The following is a 25,478-nucleotide window of genomic DNA, read 5'->3' as shown; positions in this document are numbered from 1 at the left end:
TATATAATTATAATTTACTTATTAATCAAGGCTAATAACTCATTTTCAAATTTGATGTCAAACATATTACCTTTTGGATTAACAATATTACCTTTTTTATCCACTAAAAATACTTTGTTAATAGGACTTATCGCTAATAATTCTAAAGCTTTTTTAGGCGACTTAAAATGATACTCATTAACAAAAGGTAAACGGTTACGCTGTAAAATATCTGCTTGTTCTCTTGTACTAATGTTATTTACATTTATAGCAATAAATTCTATTTCAGGGTATTTTTTACTTAATTCTGCAGCTTTTAGATGTACATCTTTTAAGTGGTATCTGTAGCGTTTGGATACGTCCCAAAAGTATATAACAGTTGGTTTCTCAATTATCTTTTTAATAGATAAAAACTCATCATTTTTATTAATTACTGTTACGTCTGGCAAAGTGTTACCAGGTTTTAATCTTTTGTATGTCTTGACAAGTTTGCTAGCCTTAACTATTTGATCTTTATTAGTACTTTTCTTTTTAAATAAATTTAAAAGCGTCTCGTAATCTTTATCATTTTCAGATCCATTAATAAATTTAACCATGTTATAGTAAAGCAGTCTATTTTTAATAAATGTATCATTTATTTTATCGCTTATAAGATTAAACTTATCTATGTTATACTCTAAAGACTTATTATTATAGGTACTATCTTCAGAGTGTTTAAAATGTTGTTGTAGAGCAAGATTATTAAAGTGTACTCTTAAAAAAGATACGTAAGGTCTGTATTCTCTTAATAAATTACTATTGTAGTCTATATCTTTTCTGTAGTTATAAAAATTTTCAGGTAGTTCGTTAAAAATTTGTTCTTCGTTTTCTCTGTAATTTATAAAAGGATACGCTTCTTTACTATAATAATAGTTATAATCAATCTTAGCTTTTGCTAAAGTGTTAAAAATCTCAGTAGTTTCGTTTTTTTCATTAAAACTTTTAAGCTTTTCTAGTTTTTGATTTCTAATTTCATCTAACTTTTCTTCAAATTCATCAGGCTCTAATTGACTAATTTTTAAGACAGAATCTTGTAGTTTGTCGTTTAGAAGAAATAAATCAATTAAAAAGTTATTTTCTTTTTCGCCAATACCGGTAAACACTAAAGATTCATCAAATTCAATAGTATTTAACCTAAACATCAAACTATCATTGGGTTGTATAAGTACAGATTGAAATTCTTTACCGTCATAAAACCTAAAAAGACCAGGCTCAAAGTTTTTAAAAATATAAGAAAAACGGTTGTTTTGATCTAAGTAAACGCTGTCTAAAACTTTGTTTTCTTTAAGTATAACAATAAAGTTAGAATTTGGGTTAATAATTTCGCCTCCAAAAAAAGCATTACCATCTAGGCTAGCCTTTTTATCCTTTTCGCAAGAAAAAAAACTCAAAGATATTGCTAAAAAAAAGTATACGAATTTATAATTCATTATATATTAAGGGCTTATTATCTATATATCAACAAAAATATGTTTTGCAATATATTCATAATGTTAATGCGTTGTTAAAACTTATAATAAGGCAATATATAGTGTTTTTTGATACTAATTTTCTACTTTTGCAAAAAATTAAATTATAGCTTATGTTATCAGTATCTAATTTATCTGTTCAATTTGGTAAACGTATTCTTTTTGATGAGGTAAATACCACTTTTAATAACGGAAACTGCTACGGAATTATCGGAGCCAACGGTGCAGGAAAATCGACATTCCTTAAAATATTATCTGGAAAAATGGAACCAACTTCTGGACATGTTAGTTTAGAAGCAGGAAAACGTATGTCGGTTTTAGAACAAAACCACAATAAGCATGATGAAGATACAGTCTTAGACACTGTTTTAAAAGGAAATAAACCTTTATATAAAATTAAAACAGAAATAGATGCGCTTTATGCAGATTATACTGATGAAAATGCTGAAAAAATAGGTGAGCTTCAAGTACAGTTTGAAGAGATGAATGGTTGGAATGCAGATAGTGATGCTGCAGCTATGCTATCTAACTTAGGTATAAAAGAAGATTTACATTACACCTTAATGGCAGATTTAGATGGTAAGCAAAAAGTACGTGTGCTTTTGGCACAAGCCTTATTTGGTAATCCTGATGTGTTAATCATGGATGAGCCTACCAACGATCTAGATTACGAAACAATAACTTGGTTAGAAAACTTCTTAGCAAACTACGATAATTGTGTAATTGTTGTATCTCACGACCGTCACTTTTTAGACGCTGTTTGTACGCATATTAGTGATATTGACTTCGGAAAAATCAATCACTTTTCTGGTAACTATACGTTTTGGTATGAGTCTTCACAATTAGCAGCAAGACAACGTGCACAACAAAACAAAAAAGCAGAAGAGAAGAAAAAAGAACTAGAAGAGTTTATTCGTCGTTTCTCTGCTAACGTTGCAAAAAGTAAGCAAGCTACATCAAGAAAGAAAATGATTGATAAGCTTAATGTGGACGAAATTAAGCCAACATCAAGACGTTATCCAGCTATTATTTTTGAACGCGAGCGTGAAGCTGGCGATCAAATATTAAATGTTGAAGGTTTAGCTGCATCTTTAGATGGCGAAGTACTGTTTAAAAACATCGATTTAAATCTTCAAAAAGGAGATAAAGTGGTTGTGTTTTCAAGAGACTCTCGTGCAACAACAGCATTTTATGAAATATTAAACGGTAACCAAAAGGCAGATGCTGGCGAATTTTCTTGGGGAATAACCACAACACAATCTTACTTACCATTAGATAATAGTAAGTTTTTTGAAAACGACTTAACGCTAGTAGATTGGTTACGTCAATGGGCAAAAACAGAAGAAGAAAGAGAAGAAGTACATATTAGAGGTTTCTTAGGAAAAATGATTTTTTCTGGAGAAGAAGCACTTAAAAAATCTAATGTACTATCTGGAGGAGAAAAAGTACGTTGTATGCTATCAAGAATGATGATGATTAGAGCTAACGTGTTAATGCTAGACGAACCTACAAACCACTTAGACTTAGAAAGTATTACAGCTTTTAATAACTCTTTAAAGAAATTTAAAGGAACTGTTCTTTTTACAACTCACGATCATGAGTTTGCTCAAACTGTAGCAAATAGAGTAGTAGAACTTACACCAAATGGAGTAATTGATAGATATACTACTTTTGATGAGTATATGGAAGATAAAAAGATAAAAGAGCAGCGTGATAAAATGTATGCTGTGTAACTATCTTAAAAATAAAACGTTAAAAGCCTTCAGATTTAATTTGAAGGCTTTTTTATTTAGGGATTTTGTTAATTCTCTGTTAAATTGAAAAAATATAAAACCAAGCAAAACTTAACTGCGTAGATAGACTGAACATAAAAACCAAAAATCAATTTATTATGAAAACAAAAAAATTATCAAAAATCGTATTAGGGCTTAGTTTATTCTTTGTGACTTCTTTAGGATTTGCTCAAAACAAAATGATGAAAGAAGATACAAAAATGGTTGGTGGAGCAGCAATGTATCCTTCTAAAAATATTGTAGAAAATGCGGTAAACTCTAAAGATCATACAACTTTAGTAGCAGCAGTAAAAGCAGCAGGTTTAGTTGAAGTTTTACAAAGTGAAGGACCATTTACTGTATTTGCACCAACAAACGCAGCATTTGATAAATTACCAGAAGGAACAGTAGCAACTTTAGTAAAACCAGAAAATAAAGAACAATTACAAACTATTTTAAAGTATCATGTTGTTTCTGGAAAATGGAATGCTAAAGCTATTGCTAAATTAATTAAAAAAGGCGATGGTAAAGCAGTAATTAAAACTGTTTCAGGAGGAACATTAACTGCTTGGACAAAAGGAAATGACGTTTATGTAACCGATGAAAACGGAAACTCAGCTAAAGTAACTATTGCAGATGTAAATCAATCTAATGGTGTAATACATGTTGTAGATACTGTATTATTACCAAAGTCATAATAAACCGTGTAAATGCTATTTGAATTAGTGTTAAAAGCCTCTTCGTTTTGAAGAGGCTTTTTTCTTTTAATTATATCTCGCTTTTAATAGCATCGACAACTGTTTTAGCTTTTTCAAGTTCGGTTTCATGTACATAAATATCTTGCAAGCTTGGTACAGGATTTGCAAAACCAGCCAGTCTTGCAGATTCATCTTCATTTTTTACCACTGCATTAATGCCAATATCTTCTAAGCGTTGTTGTATGCGTTGTGAGGTTAAAAAGTCTCCAGTGTAAATTTTTATATATTCCGTTTCCATAGTTTTTTAGTATTGATTTCTATTAAAGATACTAAAAATTATGCAATAAATTACTTACTGTATTTGTTATTCCAAATTGCAGAATTCACATTTTTTCCTTGAGAAATCGCATAGTAAATAACAATGCCAACTATAGATTTAAACATGAATAGAAACAATAAGAAAAAATAACTTGTGTAATTGTTGTCTTGCGGTAAGTTATAATTAAAAAGATAGGTTAATGCAAAACTAACAATTAACGCAAAGACCAATAAGTTTTCATAATTTTTAAAAGGTAGCATACGCCATTTTCTAAATGGATTTAAATCATTTCCCCATTTGTGTATTAAGTAATAGTAACCATTTCCTATGGGTGCAAATAATAAAGGATCATCAGGGTTTTCTAACTTAAATAGTTTAGAAGGCGCCATGATTTTAAATCCGCTTAGTGTGATGTTGTGTTCTTTTTCTAAAGCTTTTATTTTATTAATGGCTTCTTGCGGAAATTCATTTTTAAAATACTTAGTATCTAAAAATCGAAGTCGGTAATCAATACACGTTTTTTTAATGCTGTCTATATGAAAAATTTGATCACTTTTTAAAAGCTCTACATTAAACAAATTGCTGGTGCTACTATTGGCAGATTTCAATTCATTTTCAATATTAATTTCTTTTTCATTTTCAGCATCAAAAATGGCTTGTACTTGTTTTAAAATGTCTGGTAGTGCTATTTGCTTAGATTGTTGCAGACGTAGTTTTTCTTCTATGTTTGTAGGGTTAAAAATCATAGCATTTATTTTTTAACCTAAAAATAAAACATACTTAGCTTAATTGCAAAGGTTTAACATTTAGAATACTAGAAAAAAATGTTTTGTTTAACAAGTAATAATTATGATTGTTTTGCTTTTTTGTATTGAAATAAAATAAAGATACCATATACAATAAAACCAAAACCAAGTATAGCTCTAAAAGTGCTTACTTCATTAATAAAATATTTGTAGACTCTGTAAATGCCAAAAAATATAAAGAAAATACCTAGGATTAAACTAAAAGTGCTGCCTTGATTTTTTGACATGTTTAGGTTTTGCTAGAAAGTACCAATAAGACCAACTTTATTACCGCTAAACATAAAGTTCCAAGAGATTTTATTTGAAGGTCTATTATGGTCTATGTCAAATGCGTTATTTTTCTTTAAAAACTTATCAATACTATCTACAACAATAATACTTAAAGCAGTGCTAAAAGCTATATCTGTAATCCAATGTGCGTCATCTACCAATCTTGATAAAGGTGGTATGGCACCAAAAGCATAAATACCTGTTTTTACCCAAGGATTTTTAAACTGTTTTGCAATTGCATGCGTCATAGTAACAGACAATACAGTGTGACCAGAAGGGAAAGAGTGAAATCCACCTTCTTTAGATAGTGGTTTAAAGTAAAATGCCCCTAAGTCTCTTCCTGGTCTAGCTCTTCCAAATGCATTTTTGGCTAAGGATTGCAAGAATCCAGACGTAATGGATGAGGATATAATTAAAACGCTAGTATATCTAACTTTTTCGTTTTTAGCAAAAAGACCATAACCGTATAATCCTGCATTTGCCATAAAATAGTTTTGAGGACTACCAAAATACCAACCAACATCTCTGATTAATTTTGGGAATTTATCAGAATGTTTGTTTGCAAAATTATTAACGCTTTCATCTGTTAAGGATAACAAAGCAGTACCTGCAATTAAACCTCCTAACTTAGTGTAATCCTTTTTTTTCCAGTAAATAGGTCTTGTAAAGGCGTGTTTTACACTCTGTAAGGTTGTATTTATATCATATTTTAAAAGACCAAGTGTAGATGTAGAGTCTTGATTAATTTTATATAGTTTATTTTGACTATTAACTGTATTGCTAATTAGCATAGCAATGCTAAAAACTATTAAAATATGATTTTTCATGAGCGTATTATCTTAATTCAGCGCCAAGTTCACTTTCAAAGTTGCTTTGTAGCTTACTCATAATTTTATCTACAACCTTATCTGTAAGCGTTTTGTTTTCGTCTAAAAATGTAAAGCTTACTGCATAACTTTTTTTACCGTCAGGTAAGTTTTTACCTTGATAAACATCAAATAGATTAATGTTTTTAAGTAATTTCTTTTCTGTTTTCTTAGCTATTTTAGTAATGCTTTCAAAGGTTACATTATTATCTAATAGCAAAGCAAAATCACGTCTTACTTCTGGATACTTAGGTATAGGTGTAAATTTAATTTTGTTTCGTTTAGCTACAACTAAAATTGTGTCCCAATTAAAATCTGCATAAAACACATCTTGGGTAATATCAAACTGTTTAGTTATTTTACTTTTTAAAACTCCAAACTCAACTAAAGTATCACGACCAATATTTAATTGTAAACCTTCGCTAAACACGTCATTTTTAGCTGTGCTTTCTTGATATCTATCAATACCTAATCTTGATAATATTGCGGCAACACTTCCTTTTAAATGGAAAAAGTTAGTCTTTTCTTGTGGTGTATGTGCCCAATTCTCTTCGTTTTTAAAACCTGTTACAAATAAAGATAAGTGTTTATGTTCTTCTCTTGTACCGTTATAATTGTGATAGGTTTTACCAAATTCAAAAAACTTTAAATTGGTTTGTCTTCTATTGATGTTATAACTTAAAGCTTCTAAACCAGAGAATACTAAACTTTGACGCATTACGCCAAGATCTTGACTTAATGGGTTAAGCATTTGTATATTATGCTCTTCTTTTAACTGCTCGCTTAACTCTATGTATTTAGCGCTTGTTAAAGAATTAGCCATAATTTCGTACCAACCTTGTGAGGCTAATAAGTTACCAACAACGTTTTGTAGCTTATAATCTTCAAAACGAGAAGAGTTTGATACAGAAGCATTCATCTTTGTGCTAATTTCTATATTGTTATATCCGTATACTCTTAATATTTCTTCAATAACATCTGCTTCTCTTGTAACGTCGTTACGATATGGCGGTATGATTAAACCTAAATTAGTTTCTGTAACACTATTTATTTTTATATCTAAAGATGCTAGTATAGATTTTACTTCTTCTTTAGGTATTTCTTGCCCTACAAGTTTTGTAATTTTATCAAAACTTAAAGTGACTTGAAAATCTTCAATTTTTTTAGGGTAAAAATCTAAAATATCACTAGTAATTTCTCCACCAGCAATCTCTAAAATTAATAAAGCCGCACGTTTTAAAGCGTATTTAGTAAGGTTTGGGTCAATACCACGTTCAAATCTAAAAGATGCATCGGTGTTTAATCCATGACGCTTAGCTGTTTTACGCACACTAACAGGGTTAAAGTACGCGCTTTCTAAGAAGATGGCAGTTGTGTGTTCTGTTACACCACTATCGGCACCTCCAAAAACACCAGCAATACACATTGGTTTTTCTGCATCACAAATCATTAAATCGTCTTCATGTAACTCGCGTTCAACACCATCTAAAGTGGTAAATTTTGTTCCAGCTTCGTAAGTTTTAACTTCAACTTTATGTCCTGTTATTTTTGCAGCGTCAAAAGCGTGTAAAGGTTGTCCTAACTCGTGTAATACATAGTTAGTAGCGTCTACAATATTATTTATTGGTGCTAATCCAATAGCTTTTAATCTATTTTGTAGCCAAGCAGGAGACTCTTCAACTTTTAGACCAGATAAAGTTACACCGCAATAGCGTGGTGCTAAATCATAATCTTTTACATCTACATCTATTTTTAAAGTTCTGCTATCTACGTGGTAAGAACTTACACTAGGTGTAATAAGTTCTAAATTAATTCCTTTTTGTAATAAACCAGCTCTAAGATCTCTTGCAGTACCAAAATGGCTCATAGCATCTGCACGGTTTGGTGTTAAACCAATTTCAAAAACTTGATCATTTTCTACTTCAAAAAGCTCTGCGCAAGGTGTGCCAACTATAGTATCTTCTGGTAATACCATAATACCGTCATGAGATTTACCTAAACCAAGCTCGTCTTCTGCGCAAATCATTCCATGAGATTCTTCGCCTCTTATTTTACCTTTTTTAATAGTCCATGCTTCACCATCTTCAGTATACAAAGTCGTGCCGATAGTAGCTACAGGTACTTTTTGTCCAGCAGCAACATTTGGTGCGCCACAAACAATTTGTACAGGTTGTTCTTGTCCAATATTTACTGTAGTTACTTTAAGTTTATCTGCATTACTATGTTGTACGCAAGTTAAAACTTCGCCAACAACAACACCTTCTAAACCGCCTTTTACACTTTGGTAAAGGTCTAATCCTTCAACTTCAAGACCTAAATCTGTTAGTAATTCGCTAGTTTGTTCTGCTGTCCAATCGGTTTTTATAAACTGTTTTATCCAGTTGTAAGAAATCTTCATTTATCTGCTAATTAAGGGCACAAATATAACAATACTTGGCAGCAATAGAAACGCCTAAAAACGTTTTTTGTAAAAATTAAATTATAAGTTTTAAATTAAAGCAAATTAAAAGTTTTACTGAAGAAACTTCTTTGCTAATTTTCCATCTTAAGTTATTGGTATTGAGTTTTTTATGTTCTGTATCGGTAAAAAGTGTAATTCAACTAAAAAACAGTGTTAAACCTCTAAATCGAAAGTCTATTTAATTAGATGATACGTAATTTGAACAATGATTAATTAATTTCATAAAAATGAAAACAATATTTAGTATCGTATTTTTAATGCTTACTATTTCTTTAACATCTTGTAGAGAAACAAAAACAGAAGACAATAAAAATGTTGAAGCTGCAGTAGATTCTATTCAATCTATAGAAGAAGAAACACTGAAGATGGTCGAACAGTTAGACCAAGAAGCTAAAGATATAGACCAAGACTTGCAAGACTTAGAAAACTTAGATCAATAATTATGAAAATCTTACAACCACTTTTAATGCTTGTCTTTTTTATAGGATTAGCATCGCAACAGTTATTGGCGCAAAACAAATTAAATGAAGCCAAAAACAAGATCGAGCAACAAAAAGAAATAGAAAGGGAGAAAACCATACAGAAACATGAAGCAAATCGTAAAGATATTCAAGAAAAGCGTGAAGAAATAAAAGAAAAACATGCCAAAATGAAATCGCAACACAAAGCAGTGTATAGTCAAATGCAACAGCAAGCAGAAGCGATTAAAGAAAAAATGAAAGAGGCATCTCCAGAAGAACGTAAAGCGTTACTGCAAGAATTAAAACAACTGCGTCAAGAAGAGCATGAAGAGCTAAAAGAAATCCATAATTCTTATAAAGAAGAGTTAGAGGCACGTAAACAAATCTTAGAAGAGCAACGACAACAATCTGGAATAAGTCAAAAACAATTTGGTCTTAAACGTGCAGAGATGGCTAAACAGCGTTTAAAAATAAGTCAGAAACATATAGAAAAGCGTCAAGAATTTGTTAGTAACAGCCAATCTAGGTTAGAATTAGCAAGGATAAAAACTAAACAGATGCTAGAAGACAAAAAGCTTACCCTTGAAGACGCAAAATCTAGGTTCGAAAAGATGAATAAGATTGAAGAACGCCTAAAACAACACGAATTAAAGATTAAAGAAGTAAAAGAAAAAGTAGCTTTAAAACGAATTGAAATAGCTAAACAAGAGCAAAAAATAGAACAAATAGAAGAGTAGTGTAGTCTTAATATTTACATAAAACTAAGGTGTTGTTTTGGCAACACTTTTTTTGTGACTATTTTTACCACCTTAAACTCTTATAACATGCGTAAAATAACAATTCTATTAATAGCAGTGCTTATTTTTTCTTGTCAACAAGATACAACTGAGTTTTTATATTCAGGACTTTACAGAGCAGAACTAAAAATAAAAGACAACCTTAATCTACCATTTTTATTTAAAGTTAAAGATGCTAATACTTTAGAAATTTATAATGCAGAAGAAGTTATAACGGTAGATGAGATAAGCTACAAAAACGACTCAGTTTTTATACAAATGCCAGTATTTGAAAGCTACATAAAAACAAAAGTAGAAAACAAAATAATCACAGGACATTTCATTACCGAAGGAAAAGATCGTAGCGTGCCATTTACAGCAAAACCAGAAAAAACACGATTTAATACCTCTAATTTGCCAAAAACTAATATATCTGGTAATTGGGAAACTACATTTAGCCCTAATTCAGATGATAGCTATAAAGCAAAAGGAATATTTAAACAAAACGGAAACACTGTAACAGGAACATTTAGAACCGAAACAGGTGATTATCGTTACTTAGATGGAGTGATTAGTGGTAACCAAATGCAATTATCAACATTTGATGGCTCACATGCATTTTTATTTACTGCAACCGTAACCGATAGTACATTAAACGGTACATTTTATTCTGGTAACCATTGGGAAGAACCTTTTATTGCTAAACGTAATGACGATTTTAAATTAGCAGATGCCAACACATTAACTTATTTAAAAGATGGTTATGAAACTTTAGAATTTACATTTCCTGATGAAAACGGAAACCAAATATCATTAACCGATGATAGATTTAAAAATAAAGTAGTAGTTGTACAAATTATGGGTACGTGGTGTCCAAACTGTTTAGATGAAAGTAATTACTACGCACAATATTACAACAACAATAAAGATAAAGACATCGAATTTGTAGCGCTAGCGTTTGAATACGCAAAAACCGAAGAAGTAGCGTTTAAAAACATAAAACGCCTAAAAGACAGAGTAGGGATTAACTACCCAATTTTATTAGCGCAAACTGGTACAACTAGCAAAAGTAAAGCCAACGAAAAATTACCAATGCTTAATAACGTATTAAGTTATCCTACGTCTATTTTTATAGATAAAAATGGTAAAGTACGCAAGATACACACAGGTTTTAACGGTCCTGCAACTGGAGAAAAATTTACCGAGTTTAAAGAAGAGTTTACAGCGTTTATGGATAAATTGTTAGCGGAATAGTAAGTGTTTTAGTTTTTTAACTACACTTTACGTTAACGTATAAATTTCAGTTGCGGAAAATCGGTACGATTTTCCGATTGAGTTGAAAGATAGAAAATTGCGGATGAATTTATACATTGTTGTAAATGGTTATTTTTTCAATTCAAATGTTTTTCCATTCCAAGAATATGTTTTTAAAATTTCAATGGATTCAACTTCGTAATTTTTATTCAGATTTGATTTGGTCAATAAAATCTGATTTTTGATTCCAAACTTTTGATTTGGAAATCTGTATTCAGTTATAGGTGTTGGTCCATCACAATGAAGATATTCCAATTCAGGAAGTTCTATTAATTTGCCTTCTTTTGTTTTTAGTAAATAAGTCGAATAATAGTTGGTGCAACATGCATCAGATCCAGATTCCAAATGTATTATTTGCTCGATATTTGTCAAATTATCAATATTTAAAATCTCAATTGTAGTTCCACTATAAAATTCCAATTCAGATATTTTTATTTCATACAGAGTTTCTCTATTCTTGTTTTTTAAATAAATAGAAATTGGTTCAGGTGAGTTTTCATATGGGAAATTTTCCCAATACTTTTTTATAGTTAATGAGTCTATTTCAGTTAAATAATATTGTTCCGATTTTATAAAATCTTTTGATTCTTGACTAAAAGAGTTCAAGAATGTCATTAAAATTATTGTAAGGAATGAGTATTTCATAATTAGTTACAACACTTAGATAAGTCGAGTTTTCAATTAGTTTTATCTATTGTAAAGTGAAGATATATTTTCTGTTTAAAACATGAGAAAACATTCGATATAAAACCAATTAATCCATATTAAATACCGTTACGTTTTATAAAGAGTTAAAAAGCGTCCCTTAGTCATGTCGAACACATGTGAGACATAACACAATTAGTTCAGAGTAGAATAAGCAAATCCTTTACTGTGAATAAGATGCGATTTCTCCTACAATGTAAATAATAAAACAGTTTACTCCAGCCAAATCTTATCTAATACTAACTTAAAAGACTGTGGTTTTTTATTGGCAATTAAAAAAGTAAGTTGTTCAATACTGTTGCTATTAAAATTTGGTATATCTAAAGATCTACCTCTATAAGTTGGTTGCAAACTAGCTAGTTGTAATTTAATAGTTTGCCAATCTCCGTTGGTTTTAAACTCTTTTTTATAAGAATAATAGTCGTTTTGGTCTTTTTTTAATCTAAATTGATAGTTGTTACCATCGCCTTTTAGCTTGATACAAACCGTTTTGTAGTTGGTAATATCTAAAGCATCAAAAGTATATTGCACAGAGCTAAAACCACCATTATTTTCTAAAGATACGTCGCCGCTAAATACTGCATGACCATCTTTATTTAATTGAAAGTTTCCGTTAGATTTTCCACCCATAACAACATCATCTACAATTTGCCAATTATCTAAATTACTGGTGTTATTAAACTGAAAAATTGTAATTGAAGTCATAAAAGCAAAAAGGATTAAGGTTAAGATTAGAGTTTTCATAGTTTTTTACTCTAAAAATACGGATTTTATAGCAGTTTGTTAAATGAATTGGTGTTAGGATATATAATTCCAGATGTTTTTAAACTTAGCCATTTGACGATAGGTGTTTAAAATAACCGCATTTTCTGGATGTGATAAGCTTGGATCTTTGCTTAGTAGTTGTTTAGCCCAATAACGAGCGTGTTGTAAAATATTACTGTCTTTTACCACATCAGCAATGCGCAAGTTAAGTACACCACTTTGTTGTGTGCCCATAATATCTCCTGGACCACGAAGTTTTAAGTCCACTTCGGCAATTTCAAAACCATCGTTGGTTTGACACATGGTTTGGATGCGTGTTTTACTGTTTTCTGATAGTTTGTGGCTAGTCATTAGGATACAATAACTTTGTGCTGCGCCACGACCAACACGACCACGTAATTGGTGTAATTGCGATAAGCCAAAACGCTCGGCACTTTCAATAATCATTACAGAAGCGTTTGGCACATTTACACCAACTTCTATGACCGTTGTAGCGACCATAATTTGAGTTTCGCCTTTAGCAAAACGTTGCATTTCAAAATCCTTATCGGCAGGTTTCATCTGTCCATGAACAATCGAAATTTGATACTTAGGCGCAGGGAAATCTCTAGCGATACTTTCGTATCCATCCATTAGATCTTTATAGTCCATTTGGGCGCTTTCTTGTATCAAAGGATAGACGATATAAACTTGTCTTCCTTTAGCTATTTCATCACGTATAAATCGGAACACTTTTAGTCGATTATTATCGTATCGATGAACGGTTTTTATGGCTTGTCTTCCAGGTGGTAATTCGTCGATAATCGAGATGTCTAAATCACCATAAATTGACATGGCTAAAGTACGCGGAATTGGTGTTGCCGTCATCACCAAAATATGCGGTGGAATAGGAGCAGATTGTTCGCCATTTTCTAAAATTATGGACGGACCTTTTTTCCATAATTTAGAACGTTGCTTAACTCCAAATCGATGTTGCTCGTCAATAATTGCGAGTCCTAAATTTTTAAATTTCACCTTATCTTCAAGCAATGCATGTGTGCCAATTAAGAGGTCTAATTCGCCATTTTCTAGCAAATTATGGATTTCTTTTCGTTCTGAAGCTTTACTTGAACCTGTAAGTAGTTTAATTCTGATTTTCAAATCTTTACACAACTCAACTAATCCGTTATAGTGCTGGACTGACAAAATTTCAGTTGGCGCCATTAAGCAGGCTTGGTAACCGTTGTCAAGTGCCATTAACACTGACATTAGCGCGACTATGGTCTTTCCAGAACCAACATCTCCTTGCAATAAGCGGTTCATTTGCGCATGACTACCTAAATCTGAGCGAATTTCTTTCAATACACGCTTTTGTGCATTGGTTAATTCGAACGGTAAATGGTGTTTGTAAAAGTTGTTAAAGTGTTCTCCAACTTTATCAAAAGGCAATCCTTTTATCTTCTTTTTATTGATTAAATTTTTTAAAATTAATTGCAATTGAATGTAAAATAATTCTTCAAATTTTAACCTAAATTTTGCTTTAGAAAGTGCTTCTTGATTTTGCGGAAAATGGATATTGAATAAAGCTTCATATTTAGAAATTAATTGGTTTTCTTTTAGCAAATTTTTAGACAAAGTTTCGGCAAATTTCCCCTTCGTTTCTAAGAACAAATTTTGCATGATTTTTGTCATCACACGATTGCTAATTCCTTTGTTAGAAAGTTTCTCTGTAGAGGGATAAATAGCTTGCATATTGCTACGCAAATTTGCTTGATGTTCGGACAATAATTCGATGTCCGGATGAGGCATGCTAAACTTGTTTGCAAACAAATTTGTTTTACCAAAAATAACGTAAGGTGTATTTATTTTTAAACTTTCTCTAATCCATTTTTGACCTCTAAACCAAACTAGTTCCATAGTGCCAGTTTCATCTTTAAATGTAGCGACTAATCGTTTGCCTCTTTTTTGCGCAACTTCTTCAAACTTGATAATTTTACCAACAATTTGAACTTCGCTAGCATTAGGTTGCAACTGATTAATTTTATAGTACTGCGTTCGGTCTAAATATCGATTAGGAAACAGGTTGATTAGATCTTGATACGTATGAATACCTAACTCTTTACGTAGTAAATCTGCACGATTTGGTCCTACGCCTTTTAAATAATCTATAGGAGTTTGTAAGTTGGTACTCATAAGCAACGAAGATAAATCTTTAACTTGAAAGATGAAACTCTAAATTTTACGTATTTTGGTCTAGTCCTTGATAAAAACAAACTATGAGATATTACCTATTACTTCTTTTTACATTTTTTAGTTGCCTTGTAACTGCCCAACAAACGGATGTTGTAGATTTTAAAAGAATCAAAGCAAACATTATGCATAGAGGTTATGAAAATGTTATTACAGGACATATTGCTATTGATTTTCAAATTAAAAAAAAGACAGATACAATATTTTTAGATGCGATTAATACAAGAGTTAGAGATTGGCATCTGTACAGCGAAGAATCTAAAGAGCCTGACTATAGAGCAAAAATTTTCAATTCTGATAATAAAATTTTTATAATACATAATTTTAAAAAGAACAAAAAATACAAGCTGCATTTAGATTATGGAATGACTCCTAAAAAAGCTATGTATTTTGTCGAAAAAGAAGAATATTCACAAGTTTGGACACAAGGTCAAGGTAAATACACTAGCAATTGGTTGCCAAGTATAGATGATATGAATGATAAGATTGAGTTTGATTTAAACATCACTTATGATAAAGATTATACCGTTGTTGCCAATGGAAAACTAACAGAAAAACAAATCAATGAATCAACAATTACTTGGCATTACGATATGCAACAACCAATGTCAAGTTACCTTGTTGCTTTAGCTATTGGCAAATACGATAAAAAAGAAATCACTTCAAAAAGCGGTATTCCTATCCAATTGTATTACTATCCAGAAGATTCTGCAAAAGTAGAACCAACGTATCGTTACACAAAGCAGATGTTTGATTTTTTAGAAGACGAAATAGGCGTACAATATACTTGGCAAAACTACAAGCAAGTTCCTGTAAAAGACTTTTTGTATTCTGGTATGGAAAACACAAGCTGTACGATTTTTTCAGACGATTTTATGATTGATGAGGTTGGTTTTGTAGATAAAAACTACGTCAATGTTAATGCGCATGAGTTAGCTCACCAATGGTTTGGCGATTTGGTTACCGAAACTTCAGGAATACACCATTGGCTACAAGAAGGATTTGCTACGTATTACGCGCTGTTAGCAGAGCGTGATATTTTTGGTGACGATTATTACTATTGGCAATTATACCAATATTTAAAAGAATTAGAAGCACAAGAACAAGCTGGACAAAGTACAGCATTACAGGATCCAAAATCTAGCAGTACGACGTTTTATAAAAAAGGTGCTTGGGTTTTGCATATGCTAAGAGAAAAAGTAGGCGATAAGGCTTTTAAAATAGCTGTTAAACGTTATTTAAACAAGCATGCTTACGGTAATGTAGAGACTAATGATTTTATAAGTGAAGTTGAAAAAGCTTCCAAAATGGGCTTGTCTAATTTTGTACAAGTTTGGTTGAAAAATAAAACGTTGCCAATTAATGAGATGACAAACGCATTACAATCTAACGAAACGTCTGCGTTTTTATTAACTATCGAAGAGCATCCGTATTTAACATATAGAACCGATGATGATGATTATATACCATCAAGTTTGGTGACGCAATTACCAGAAGGATTTTTTCCAATGCAAGTTGCAGTATTAAAAGAGGCGTTGTCTAAACCAGACTATCCAACTTACAACGATTTGGTAAAAGAAGCGTTTGCGTCTAAAAATCTTCACTTAAGACAAATATTAGCATTAAACATGTCCGAAATTCCGGAAGACTTTCAGCAGGATTATGAAACCTTATTAAACGATCAGTCGTATGTCACCATTGAAGCTGCTTTGTATAATCTTTGGGCAAATTTTCCGCGAAAGCGAAATAAATATTTAGAGCAAACACAATCTATTTATGGATTTAACGATTACAATGTGCGTACGTTATGGTTAACATTGGCTTTGGCAACACCAGAATTTCAAACAGATAAAAAACAAGATTTTTTTGAGGAATTGGTAAGTTATACCAATCCAAAGCAACCGTTTAGTTTGCGTCAAAACGCATTTGGTTATTTGTCTAGTATTGGTGTGTTTAATGAAGATGCTTTAAAACACTTAATTGAAGCTTCAAAACATCATAATTGGCGATTTAAAAGTTTTGCTAAATCGTTATTAGAAAAATTATCTGAAGACGATAGATATCAATCAATAATTAGTAATTTGCAAAAATAATAGTAACCAAATACAAGATTAAATTTGAAAGCTTTAGTAATTTCTGGTGGCGGAAGTAAAGGTGCGTTTGCAGGTGGCGTCGCGCAATATTTGATAGAGCAAGAAGGTAGAGATTATGATATGTATTTGGGCACATCTACCGGTAGTTTGTTAATTCCGCATTTGGCAGCGCATGATATTGGTAAGCTGTATGATATTTATACGCATGTTAATCAGCATTCTATTTTTAATATTAACCCATTTGTAGTCAAGAAAAAAGGTGATAGAGAATACGTATCTATTAATTATTTTAATACTGTTTTGCAGTTTATTAAACGTAAGAGAACCTTTGGAGAAAGTAAAAATTTAAGAAAGAATATTAAAGAGAATTTTACTAAAGAAGAATATGATCGTATTCGTGCTACTAAAGAAGATGTGATTGTTACGGTAACTAATTTATCTAAAAATAGAGCAGAGTATAAGTCTATTAAAGACTTTAGTTATGAAGAGTTTTGTGACTGGATTTGGATTTCGTGCAATTTAGTACCGTTTATGTCTTTAGCAACTAAAGATGGTTTTGAGTATGCAGATGGTGGATTGGCTTGTGTTGTGCCAATAAGAGAAGCTATTTTAAGAGGTGCAACCGAAGTAGATGCGATTATTTTAGAAAGTGAAAACTTAGAGTATAACAAGGTTTTAGGTAAAAATCCGTTTTCTTTAATGATTAACTTATTTGGACATTTGTCTGATCAAGTAGAAAAAGGCGATATCGCAATAGGACGATTAGCAGCAAAACATAGAAATGTAAAGCTTAATCTATATTTTACACCAACAAAACTTACCGAAAACTCATTAATCTTTAATAAACAATTAATGGAAACCTGGTGGCAACAAGGGTATCATTACGCTGAGTCCAAACATGCTATAGGGCAACCGATGGATCAAAGTGAAAAGTTTAAGGACGAAATAGAGTCTTAACTCTTACCAGATTTCAGATACTTCTTTTTTAATATAGTGTAAACCTGCATTGCTTGGTGCTGGTTTGTCTAGCATTTCGTTTAAGATAGCTTCACGAAGTTTATCTGCATTATCAATTTTTTCGCTCATAGCGACTTTTCTAATTAATTGCACTGTTGCGCTTTTAGATGCATTAATCACACTCCAACAATTATCACTAAAGTAGATTTGCTGTGCTAGGTTGTGCTCAAACTCTTGCTCGATATTTTTTATTAATAAAGTTTCGTAGTCTTCTTTATTGTTACCTACAGGAGCAACACGTAGTAATAATTTATTTGGAGAGATACGTTCTAAGAACAATGTTAAACGTTCGTAAGCTTGTAATCGTATCGGTAAAGATTGTTTATTAAGCTCTTTAGCTACTTCATATTTTCTGCGCTCAAATTCATTGTTAAAGTATTCTCTAAAAAATAAGTAAGCAACAATACCCGTGATTAAAGCAGGTATACAATACAATAGTAGGGTTAAGATTTGATCTTCCATGGTTGTTTTTTGGTTTATACAACAAACTTAATGTGTTTCGATTTATTGTACAAGTAACTTGATTTTATATTTATGGATTATATTAATTTTAAGCAATACCACCTAAATGAGGACAATCTTTTAAACTCTGCATGCCGCTAAAAGGAACTTCAACTTTATGGTATTTATAGGTGCTGTCAAGCTCTTTGCTTAAGTTGTGGTCATCTACGTTAACTTCAACATCATTCATTTTAAATTGACAAGGATGTTCATAACCTGCAGCATGAGTAATTTCTAAAAATTCTTTTTTAAAGGTATTAAAGTATTGCGCTAAACGTTCGCTTTTTAAAGGCACATCAATACCACGTTGTAGCCATTTGTTTTGTGTTGCAACACCTGCTGGACAACGATTGGTATGACAAACTTGTGCTTGTATACAACCAATACTCATCATTGCTTCACGTGCTACATTAATACAGTCTGCGCCCATGGCGAATGCCATAGCTGCTTTTGCAGGAAACCCTAATTTGCCACTACCAATAAATACAATTCGCTCTGTTAATCCTTTGTCCTTAAATAATTTATATAAATCACCAAAAGCATAAACCCATGGTAAAGATACGTGGTCTGCAAAACTTGGTGGTGCAGCACCAGTACCACCTTCGCCACCATCAACAGTAATAAAATCTGGACCTTTATTGTTGGCTTTCATATAATCTGCAAGTTCTTCCCATTGTCCAAGTTTACCAATAGCAGCTTTTATACCAACAGGCAAGCCAGTTTCTTGTGCAATTGCTTCTACAAATTCGACTAACTCAGGTATTGTATTAAAAGCCGAATGATTTGGTGGAGATAATACATCTTTACCCATTGGCACGTGTCTAATTTCAGATATTTCTTTAGTGATTTTGCTGCCAGGTAAAACACCACCTTTTCCTGGTTTTGCTCCTTGTGATAGTTTTACTTCTATTGCTCTTATAAACGGATTATCTTGAACTAGTTTTTTAAGTTTTTCCATAGAAAAATTTCCATCATCATCTCTAACGCCAAAATATCCTGTACCAAAATGAAATACAACATCACCACCATGTTTATGATATGGTGATAAACCACCTTCACCTGTGTTATGATATGCATCAGCTATTTTTACACCTTTATTTAAGGATTCTATAGCTTTTGCAGATAAAGATCCAAAACTCATCGCAGATACGTTAATTACAGATGCAGGTCTGTATGGTCGTTTACGATTATTATATTGCCCCATAACCTTTGCGCATGGTAAAAAATGGTTGTCTTTTTTATTTGGATGATTATCTTCTAATTTATAAGGAAGCATTGCATTATTTATAAAAATATGCTGATGCGCATAAATATCTCTATCGGTACCAAAACCTTCATAGTTGTTTTCGTTTTTTGAAGACGCATAAACCCAACCGCGTTCTATACGATTAAATGGTAGCTCTTCTCGGTTATTAGCGACAAGATATTGTCTTAACTCTGGACCAATACTTTCTAGCATATACCTAATATGACCAACAACAGGAAAGTTATGACTTATGGTATGTTTACGTTGAATAATATCGCGTACAGCGATTAAAGCAAGCGCTATAATTATCCACATCCACCAAGAGATGTTAGAAAGAAAACTTAATAGTGTATCCATGAATTTATAAGTTGTTTTTTCAAAAATAGTAAAATTACAATGCTAATATTTCTGTTAAGTTAATATAATTATAAAATTGAAAGGTTACACATTCTAAATATTATCTTTAGTATATGACCACAAAAACCAAAAAAACCGGATTAATCGTAATTTTATCAATAATCGTATTGATTGTTGGCTATTTTATTACTAAAACTAGTATTTTAAATAAAGTTGAAAACTATTTGTCTAATCTACCAGAACACATTGAGTTGCAATATAAATCTATAGATTTAGACTTGTTGAATGGCGATTTTAATATACAAGAAGCTTTACTTACGATAAAAGGAAAAACTACCGAAAAAATAAACACGCAGTTAGAATTTAAAACACTATCTATTGAAGATTTTAGTTATTGGAATTATTGGAAAAACAATACAATTGATGTTGAAAATATAAACGTAAAATCTCCAAAAATCACTCATTTTTATAATAAACAAGTATCTTCTGAAGATTTTAATACTCAAATAAAAAGTCAGGTTAAAAGTCCTATTTATATTGAAACTTTTTCTGTAGAAAATGCCAATGTTGAAATTTTTGATTTTAATACAGAAGCTGTACTTTTTAAATCAGAACAATTAAACTTATCTACATCAAATATTGTTTTTAATGCAAATACATCTAATGCTAAAGTTCCTTTTAGATTTGAAGAGTTTAAATTGTCAACCAACAATATGTTTTATGTATTAAACGATTTTGAAAACTTGACTGTAAATAAAATTGAAGTCCATAAAAACAACGCAACGTTTACCGATTTAAATATCAAAACAAAATATGAAAAGCAAGAACTTTCTAAACACTTAAAAGTAGAACGTGATTACTATGATTTAAATGTTGAAGAGATTGAAGTAAATGACTTTGCAACAAACTTTAAAAATGATAGTATTTTTAGTTTTACAACAGAGAATGTAGTTATAAAGCAGCCAAATTTCAACATTTATAGAGATAAGTTAGTAGCAGATGATTTGTCTGTAAAACCTATGTACAGTAAGCAATTAAGAGATTTAAATTTCGATTTAAAAGTAAAAAATGTGCAAATTAAAAATGCTTTTATCACTTATGAAGAAAAGGTGAAACAAGATAAGCCTGCTGGTCAAATAAAATTTACCAATCTAAACGCAAACATTAGTCATTTAGGTAATGCTTTTACTGATTTGGGTACTACAAAAATCGATGTTACCTCTACATTTATGGATAATTCCAATTTAAAAGTTAGTTGGGATTTTGACGTTAATAACCAATTAGATCAATTTGTTTTTAAAGCAGATATAGGAGTTTTAAATGCAAGTCAACTAAACCAATTTATGGAGCCTAATTTAAATATAAGATTAGATGGTCAACTACAGAAAACTTACTTTACAATAAATGGAAACTCTGATGTTTCAAATATTGATTTAAAAACTAAATATGAAAATTTTGATGTAATTGTTTTAAAAGAAAATGGCGAAGAAAAAAATAAGTTTTTGTCAGGTTTAATAAATCTATTTGTATCAAATAACAGTAATGATCAATCAGATAATTTTAGAAAAGCAACAGCTAAAAATATACAACGCGTTAAACATAAGTCGGTTTTTAATTTTATATGGGTTAATATAAGAGCTGGACTTAAAGAAGCTATGCTGTAATTGTTTATAATTATTGATAAAAACCTTTAGTAAAACCAAGTGGTATGGTTATTTTTACAACAAAAATTTTTACCCTTGGAAAAGTATCTTTCTCAACTTAACGACGCGCAATTAGAACCAACAATACAAGTAGATGGACCAATGATTATTATTGCTGGTGCAGGTTCTGGTAAAACAAGAGTATTAACGTATCGTATAGCTTACTTAATGCATAAAGGCGTTGACTCCTTTAGTATTTTAGCATTAACATTTACCAATAAAGCTGCACGCGAAATGAAAGAGCGTATTGCTCAAATTGTTGGCGAAAGTGAAGCTAAAAATCTTTGGATGGGTACATTTCACTCCGTTTTTGCACGTATTTTAAGAGTAGAAGGTCATCATTTAGGTTTTCCGAGTAATTTTACAATTTACGATACACAAGATTCTCAAAAACTTCTAGGGTCAATTATCAAAGAGATGAATTTAGATAAAGACCTGTATAAAACTAAACAAGTTTACAGCAGGATTTCATCTTACAAAAACAGTTTAATTACTGTAAAAGCCTACTTTAACAATCCAGAATTGATGGAAGCAGATGCTATGGCAAGGCGACCACAAATGGGTAATATTTATAAAGCATATGTAGATCGTTGTTTTAAAGCTGGTGCTATGGATTTTGATGATTTATTATTGCGTACAAACGAGCTTTTAACACGTTTCCCAACCGTTTTAGCAAAATACCAAGATAAATTTAGATACATTTTGGTAGACGAGTATCAGGATACAAACCATAGTCAGTATTTAATTGTACGTGCGTTGGCAGATCGTTTTCAAAATATATGTGTAGTTGGTGATGATGCGCAGAGTATTTATGCCTTTCGTGGTGCAAATATTAATAACATTCTTAATTTCCAGCGTGATTATGATAATGTAAAATTGTACAGATTAGAACAAAATTACCGTTCTACAAAAAATATTGTTGGTGCAGCAAATTCAGTGATTGATCATAACCAAACTAAGTTAGATAAAGTAGTTTGGACAGCTAATGAAGAAGGACCAAAAGTAAAAGTGCATCGAAGTTTAACCGATGGTGACGAAGGTCGTTATGTAGCAAGCACCATTTGGGAAACCAAAATGAATCAGCAACTAAACAATAGCGATTTTGCCATTTTATATCGTACCAATGCGCAATCTAGAGCAATGGAAGACGCGTTACGTAAACGAAATATTCCGTACAGAATTTATGGCGGTCTAAGTTTCTATCAACGTAAAGAAATTAAAGACGTATTGTCTTACTTACGTTTGATTTTAAACCCTTCAGATGAAGAAGCTTTAAAACGAATTATCAATTATCCAGGAAGAGGTATTGGTCAAACGACTATAGATCGTTTAGTGGTTGCAGCCAACGGTTTAGGAAAAACCATCTGGGAAATTTTAAAAGAAATAGACACAGTTCAAGTAAATATAAATAACGGTACCAAAAATAAACTTCGTGATTTTGTGACTTTAATTGAAAGTTATCAAGTGATGAATCAAACAGCTACCGCTTTTGAACTTGCAGAACACGTTGTAAAATCTAGTGGTCTAATGCGCGAGTTTAATAAAGACGGAACTCCAGAAGGTGTAACAAGACTAGAAAACGTTGAAGAATTGCTAAACGGTGTTAAAGATTTTGTTGAAGGACAGCAAGAATTAGCAGATGCCAAAGGTGATTTAGCCGAGTTTTTAGAAGATGTTGCATTAGCTACAGATTTAGATAACGAAAAAGGAGATGATGATGTTGTGGCATTAATGACCATTCACCTTGCAAAAGGTCTAGAGTTTAACAATGTATTTGTAGTAGGTTTAGAGGAAGATTTATTCCCAAGTGCTATGAGTATGAATACGCGTAGCGAGTTGGAAGAGGAGCGAAGACTGTTTTACGTAGCCTTAACTAGAGCCGAAAAACAAGCCTATTTAACTTATGCTTTATCACGTTACCGTTGGGGAAAATTAGTAGACTCAGAACCAAGTAGATTTATAGAAGAAATAGACGATCAGTTTATAGAAAATATTACTCCAAAAGAAGAAAGACGTATCAATCCAATGTTATCTGCAGATATTTTTGGAGATGTAGAACCAAATAAGGTTAGGTTTAAAAAGCCAATCCAACCTAAGTTTAAAAAGAAAGAAAAGAAAGCACCAGAAAAGTTTACACCATCAACACCTAAAAACCTTAAAAAAGTAGATGCTTTAGGTAAAAACGATGTGCCAAGTACTAACTTGTTTGATGGTAATTTAGCTGTTGGTAATATTGTAAGTCATATGCGATTTGGAAAAGGAGAAGTCTTAAAAATAGAAGGAAAAGGAACCGATACCAAAGCAGAAATTAAATTTGAAGTTGCTGGCGTTAAAAAGCTGTTGTTACGTTTTGCAAAATTAGATGTAATAGGGTAACTTTAGTTCAAAGTTCAAAGTCTAAAAGTTTGAAGAGTAACGTCTCTTCGAGTGTTTTGTGAGGTATTATCAAAATGTATCGAGAAGTTTTAATTTAATAATAAAACAAATGGCAAATATTATTAGAATATACGAAGAAAACCCAAATCCAAAAGCGATTAAGCAAGTAGTAGAGGTATTAAAAAAAGGAGGTTTAATAATATATCCAACAGATACTGTTTATGGTTTAGGATGCGATATCACAAATACAAAAGCACTAGAAAAAGTTGCACGTATAAAAGGCGTAAAACTGGATAAAGCAAACTTCTCATTTATTTGTCACGACTTAAGTAATCTATCAGATTATGTTAAGCAAATAGACACAAAAACCTTTAAAATTTTAAAACGCGCTTTACCTGGACCTTATACCTTTATTTTACCAGGTTCTAAAACCTTACCAGCTGCATTTAAAAAGAAAAAAGAAGTTGGTATACGTGTACCTAATAATAATATTGCTTTAGAAATTGTAAAACTTTTAGGTAACCCTATTGTCTCAACATCTATTAGAGATGAAGACGAAATTATAGAATACACAACAGATCCAGAGTTAATTCTAGAAAAATGGGACAACTTAGTAGATTTAGTTATTGATGGTGGTTATGGAGATAATCAAGCATCTACAGTTGTCGATTTATCTAAAGAAGAACCTTTAATTGTTAGAGAAGGAAAAGGTAGTTTAGAGATTTTTTAGTATTTGTTGTTTAGAAAAAGTTTTGCCTAGCTATCTATTTTAAATATTTCACTTCGAGTGATTTACGAAGTATGAGTAAATTGTATCGAGAAGTAGTTTTATGATATTGAATTTTCTTTAATCGTAGAAAATAAACTAAAATAAAAAATGAAACCAACCAATAACCACATTAACTACATCGAATTAAAAGCAACCAATCTAGAAGCTACAAAAACCTTTTACAGCAACGCTTTTGGTTGGCAATTTACAGATTATGGCGATAGTTATATAGCTTTTGAATCTAGCGGACTAGATGGTGGTTTTGAAAAAACAAAACAACCAATTGTAAATGGTGCATTAGTGGTTTTGTATCATAACGATTTAGAAAGTATTAAATCAAAACTAATTCAATTAGGCGCGACAATTTCTGTAGATATATTTTCTTTTCCTGGCGGAAAGCGCTTTCAATTTTTAGATCCTTCGGGTAATGAGCTAGCTATTTGGAGTGAATAATTAATCCATAAAAAAAGCCCAACCTAAAGTTGAG

22 protein-coding genes are annotated in these 25,478 nt (G+C 31.4%); 11 read left to right on the top strand and 11 right to left on the bottom strand.

Annotated elements, in window-relative coordinates; translation table 11 throughout:
• Positions 1-14 precede the first annotated feature (14 nt).
• On the bottom strand, positions 15-1,409 hold the full coding sequence (locus ACEQT4_RS12225; RefSeq protein ID WP_370228038.1) for a TlpA family protein disulfide reductase: 1,395 nt from the start codon (positions 1,407-1,409) through the stop codon (positions 15-17).
• Positions 1,410-1,600: 191 nt separating this feature from the next.
• Between ACEQT4_RS12225 and ACEQT4_RS12220 the strand changes: the two genes are divergently transcribed.
• Together ACEQT4_RS12220 and ACEQT4_RS12215 are read left to right on the top strand one after the other, a co-directional pair.
• Complete coding sequence (locus ACEQT4_RS12220) at positions 1,601-3,220, top strand: ABC-F family ATP-binding cassette domain-containing protein (protein WP_370228036.1); 1,620 nt, start codon at positions 1,601-1,603, stop codon at positions 3,218-3,220.
• Positions 3,221-3,378: 158 nt separating this feature from the next.
• The gene (locus ACEQT4_RS12215) at positions 3,379-3,957 is read left to right on the top strand and encodes a fasciclin domain-containing protein (RefSeq protein ID WP_370228034.1); all 579 of its coding nucleotides are present in this window, start codon (positions 3,379-3,381) and stop codon (positions 3,955-3,957) included.
• 70 nt (positions 3,958-4,027) lie between these two features.
• Here the strand turns inward: ACEQT4_RS12215 and ACEQT4_RS12210 are convergent, their stop codons facing one another.
• From ACEQT4_RS12210 to pheT, 5 genes are all read right to left on the bottom strand, one after another.
• A complete protein-coding gene (locus ACEQT4_RS12210; RefSeq protein WP_027879736.1) occupies positions 4,028-4,255 on the bottom strand; it encodes a putative signal transducing protein in 228 nt (75 codons plus the stop codon).
• Between the two features lie 50 nt (positions 4,256-4,305).
• Positions 4,306-5,022, bottom strand: coding sequence for a hypothetical protein (locus tag ACEQT4_RS12205; protein WP_370228032.1), 717 nt, complete (start codon positions 5,020-5,022; stop codon positions 4,306-4,308).
• A 101-nt stretch (positions 5,023-5,123) separates the two neighbouring features.
• The gene (locus tag ACEQT4_RS12200; protein WP_370228030.1) at positions 5,124-5,309 is read right to left on the bottom strand and encodes a hypothetical protein; all 186 of its coding nucleotides are present in this window, start codon (positions 5,307-5,309) and stop codon (positions 5,124-5,126) included.
• A gap of 12 nt (positions 5,310-5,321) precedes the next feature.
• On the bottom strand, positions 5,322-6,179 hold the full coding sequence (locus tag ACEQT4_RS12195; protein WP_370228028.1) for a phosphatase PAP2 family protein: 858 nt from the start codon (positions 6,177-6,179) through the stop codon (positions 5,322-5,324).
• Between the two features lie 7 nt (positions 6,180-6,186).
• On the bottom strand, positions 6,187-8,616 hold the full coding sequence (pheT, locus tag ACEQT4_RS12190; protein ID WP_370228026.1) for a phenylalanine--tRNA ligase subunit beta: 2,430 nt from the start codon (positions 8,614-8,616) through the stop codon (positions 6,187-6,189).
• Between the two features lie 290 nt (positions 8,617-8,906).
• Between pheT and ACEQT4_RS12185 the strand changes: the two genes are divergently transcribed.
• From ACEQT4_RS12185 to ACEQT4_RS12175, 3 genes are all read left to right on the top strand, one after another.
• Complete coding sequence (locus ACEQT4_RS12185) at positions 8,907-9,119, top strand: hypothetical protein (RefSeq protein WP_370228024.1); 213 nt, start codon at positions 8,907-8,909, stop codon at positions 9,117-9,119.
• A 2-nt stretch (positions 9,120-9,121) separates the two neighbouring features.
• Positions 9,122-9,877, top strand: a complete 756-nt coding sequence (locus ACEQT4_RS12180; protein ID WP_370228022.1) for a hypothetical protein — start codon at positions 9,122-9,124, stop codon at positions 9,875-9,877.
• Between the two features lie 87 nt (positions 9,878-9,964).
• The gene (locus ACEQT4_RS12175) at positions 9,965-11,170 is read left to right on the top strand and encodes a peroxiredoxin family protein (RefSeq protein ID WP_370228020.1); all 1,206 of its coding nucleotides are present in this window, start codon (positions 9,965-9,967) and stop codon (positions 11,168-11,170) included.
• 129 nt (positions 11,171-11,299) lie between these two features.
• On the opposite strand, the gene ACEQT4_RS12170 is transcribed toward ACEQT4_RS12175, so the two are convergent.
• The 3 genes from ACEQT4_RS12170 to recG all read right to left on the bottom strand — a co-directional run bounded on the left by ACEQT4_RS12170 (position 11,300) and on the right by recG (position 14,872).
• Positions 11,300-11,875, bottom strand: a complete 576-nt coding sequence (locus ACEQT4_RS12170; protein ID WP_370228018.1) for a hypothetical protein — start codon at positions 11,873-11,875, stop codon at positions 11,300-11,302.
• A 273-nt stretch (positions 11,876-12,148) separates the two neighbouring features.
• On the bottom strand, positions 12,149-12,679 hold the full coding sequence (locus ACEQT4_RS12165; protein ID WP_370228016.1) for a CIA30 family protein: 531 nt from the start codon (positions 12,677-12,679) through the stop codon (positions 12,149-12,151).
• Positions 12,680-12,733: 54 nt separating this feature from the next.
• Complete coding sequence (gene recG, locus ACEQT4_RS12160; protein ID WP_370228014.1) at positions 12,734-14,872, bottom strand: ATP-dependent DNA helicase RecG; 2,139 nt, start codon at positions 14,870-14,872, stop codon at positions 12,734-12,736.
• Positions 14,873-14,955: 83 nt separating this feature from the next.
• On the opposite strand from recG, the gene ACEQT4_RS12155 reads away from it, so the two are divergent.
• Both ACEQT4_RS12155 and ACEQT4_RS12150 read left to right on the top strand, forming a co-directional pair.
• Positions 14,956-17,022, top strand: a complete 2,067-nt coding sequence (locus tag ACEQT4_RS12155; protein ID WP_370228012.1) for a M1 family metallopeptidase — start codon at positions 14,956-14,958, stop codon at positions 17,020-17,022.
• A gap of 24 nt (positions 17,023-17,046) precedes the next feature.
• Complete coding sequence (locus tag ACEQT4_RS12150; RefSeq protein ID WP_223076496.1) at positions 17,047-17,979, top strand: patatin family protein; 933 nt, start codon at positions 17,047-17,049, stop codon at positions 17,977-17,979.
• Between the two features lie 3 nt (positions 17,980-17,982).
• Here ACEQT4_RS12150 and ACEQT4_RS12145 read toward each other — a convergent pair whose 3' ends face one another.
• Positions 17,983-18,501: a hypothetical protein gene (locus tag ACEQT4_RS12145; protein ID WP_223076497.1), complete on the bottom strand. Its 519-nt coding sequence runs from the start codon at positions 18,499-18,501 to the stop codon at positions 17,983-17,985.
• A gap of 88 nt (positions 18,502-18,589) precedes the next feature.
• A complete protein-coding gene (locus tag ACEQT4_RS12140) occupies positions 18,590-20,143 on the bottom strand; it encodes an FMN-binding glutamate synthase family protein (RefSeq protein WP_027879749.1) in 1,554 nt (517 codons plus the stop codon).
• 113 nt (positions 20,144-20,256) lie between these two features.
• On the opposite strand from ACEQT4_RS12140, the gene ACEQT4_RS12135 reads away from it, so the two are divergent.
• From ACEQT4_RS12135 to ACEQT4_RS12120, 4 genes are all read left to right on the top strand, one after another.
• Complete coding sequence (locus tag ACEQT4_RS12135) at positions 20,257-21,807, top strand: hypothetical protein (RefSeq protein ID WP_370228010.1); 1,551 nt, start codon at positions 20,257-20,259, stop codon at positions 21,805-21,807.
• Positions 21,808-21,882: 75 nt separating this feature from the next.
• Positions 21,883-24,222 (top strand): ATP-dependent helicase, encoded by a 2,340-nt coding sequence (locus ACEQT4_RS12130; protein ID WP_370228008.1) that lies wholly within the window; start codon positions 21,883-21,885, stop codon positions 24,220-24,222.
• Between the two features lie 109 nt (positions 24,223-24,331).
• The gene (locus ACEQT4_RS12125; protein WP_370228006.1) at positions 24,332-24,952 is read left to right on the top strand and encodes an L-threonylcarbamoyladenylate synthase; all 621 of its coding nucleotides are present in this window, start codon (positions 24,332-24,334) and stop codon (positions 24,950-24,952) included.
• A gap of 147 nt (positions 24,953-25,099) precedes the next feature.
• Complete coding sequence (locus tag ACEQT4_RS12120) at positions 25,100-25,444, top strand: VOC family protein (protein WP_370228004.1); 345 nt, start codon at positions 25,100-25,102, stop codon at positions 25,442-25,444.
• Positions 25,445-25,478 lie beyond the last annotated feature (34 nt).

This window comes from Mesoflavibacter sp. (assembly GCF_964226795.1).
GTDB lineage: Bacteria > Bacteroidota > Bacteroidia > Flavobacteriales > Flavobacteriaceae > Mesoflavibacter > Mesoflavibacter zeaxanthinifaciens.
The sequence above is the reverse complement of the archived record's forward strand: the minus strand, read 5'-3'. Positions and strand labels throughout refer to the sequence as shown.

Coding starts and splice junctions, on each gene's coding strand:
- ACEQT4_RS12220 (WP_370228036.1), top strand. CDS start 1,601: ATGTTATCAGTATCTAATTTATCTGTTCAATTTGGTAAACGTATTCTT.
- ACEQT4_RS12215 (WP_370228034.1), top strand. CDS start 3,379: ATGAAAACAAAAAAATTATCAAAAATCGTATTAGGGCTTAGTTTATTC.
- ACEQT4_RS12210 (WP_027879736.1), bottom strand. CDS start 4,255: ATGGAAACGGAATATATAAAAATTTACACTGGAGACTTTTTAACCTCA.
- ACEQT4_RS12205 (WP_370228032.1), bottom strand. CDS start 5,022: ATGATTTTTAACCCTACAAACATAGAAGAAAAACTACGTCTGCAACAA.
- ACEQT4_RS12200 (WP_370228030.1), bottom strand. CDS start 5,309: ATGTCAAAAAATCAAGGCAGCACTTTTAGTTTAATCCTAGGTATTTTC.
- ACEQT4_RS12195 (WP_370228028.1), bottom strand. CDS start 6,179: ATGAAAAATCATATTTTAATAGTTTTTAGCATTGCTATGCTAATTAGC.
- pheT (WP_370228026.1), bottom strand. CDS start 8,616: ATGAAGATTTCTTACAACTGGATAAAACAGTTTATAAAAACCGATTGG.
- ACEQT4_RS12185 (WP_370228024.1), top strand. CDS start 8,907: ATGAAAACAATATTTAGTATCGTATTTTTAATGCTTACTATTTCTTTA.
- ACEQT4_RS12180 (WP_370228022.1), top strand. CDS start 9,122: ATGAAAATCTTACAACCACTTTTAATGCTTGTCTTTTTTATAGGATTA.
- ACEQT4_RS12175 (WP_370228020.1), top strand. CDS start 9,965: ATGCGTAAAATAACAATTCTATTAATAGCAGTGCTTATTTTTTCTTGT.
- ACEQT4_RS12170 (WP_370228018.1), bottom strand. CDS start 11,875: ATGAAATACTCATTCCTTACAATAATTTTAATGACATTCTTGAACTCT.
- ACEQT4_RS12165 (WP_370228016.1), bottom strand. CDS start 12,679: ATGAAAACTCTAATCTTAACCTTAATCCTTTTTGCTTTTATGACTTCA.
- recG (WP_370228014.1), bottom strand. CDS start 14,872: ATGAGTACCAACTTACAAACTCCTATAGATTATTTAAAAGGCGTAGGA.
- ACEQT4_RS12155 (WP_370228012.1), top strand. CDS start 14,956: ATGAGATATTACCTATTACTTCTTTTTACATTTTTTAGTTGCCTTGTA.
- ACEQT4_RS12145 (WP_223076497.1), bottom strand. CDS start 18,501: ATGGAAGATCAAATCTTAACCCTACTATTGTATTGTATACCTGCTTTA.
- ACEQT4_RS12140 (WP_027879749.1), bottom strand. CDS start 20,143: ATGGATACACTATTAAGTTTTCTTTCTAACATCTCTTGGTGGATGTGG.
- ACEQT4_RS12135 (WP_370228010.1), top strand. CDS start 20,257: ATGACCACAAAAACCAAAAAAACCGGATTAATCGTAATTTTATCAATA.
- ACEQT4_RS12125 (WP_370228006.1), top strand. CDS start 24,332: ATGGCAAATATTATTAGAATATACGAAGAAAACCCAAATCCAAAAGCG.
- ACEQT4_RS12120 (WP_370228004.1), top strand. CDS start 25,100: ATGAAACCAACCAATAACCACATTAACTACATCGAATTAAAAGCAACC.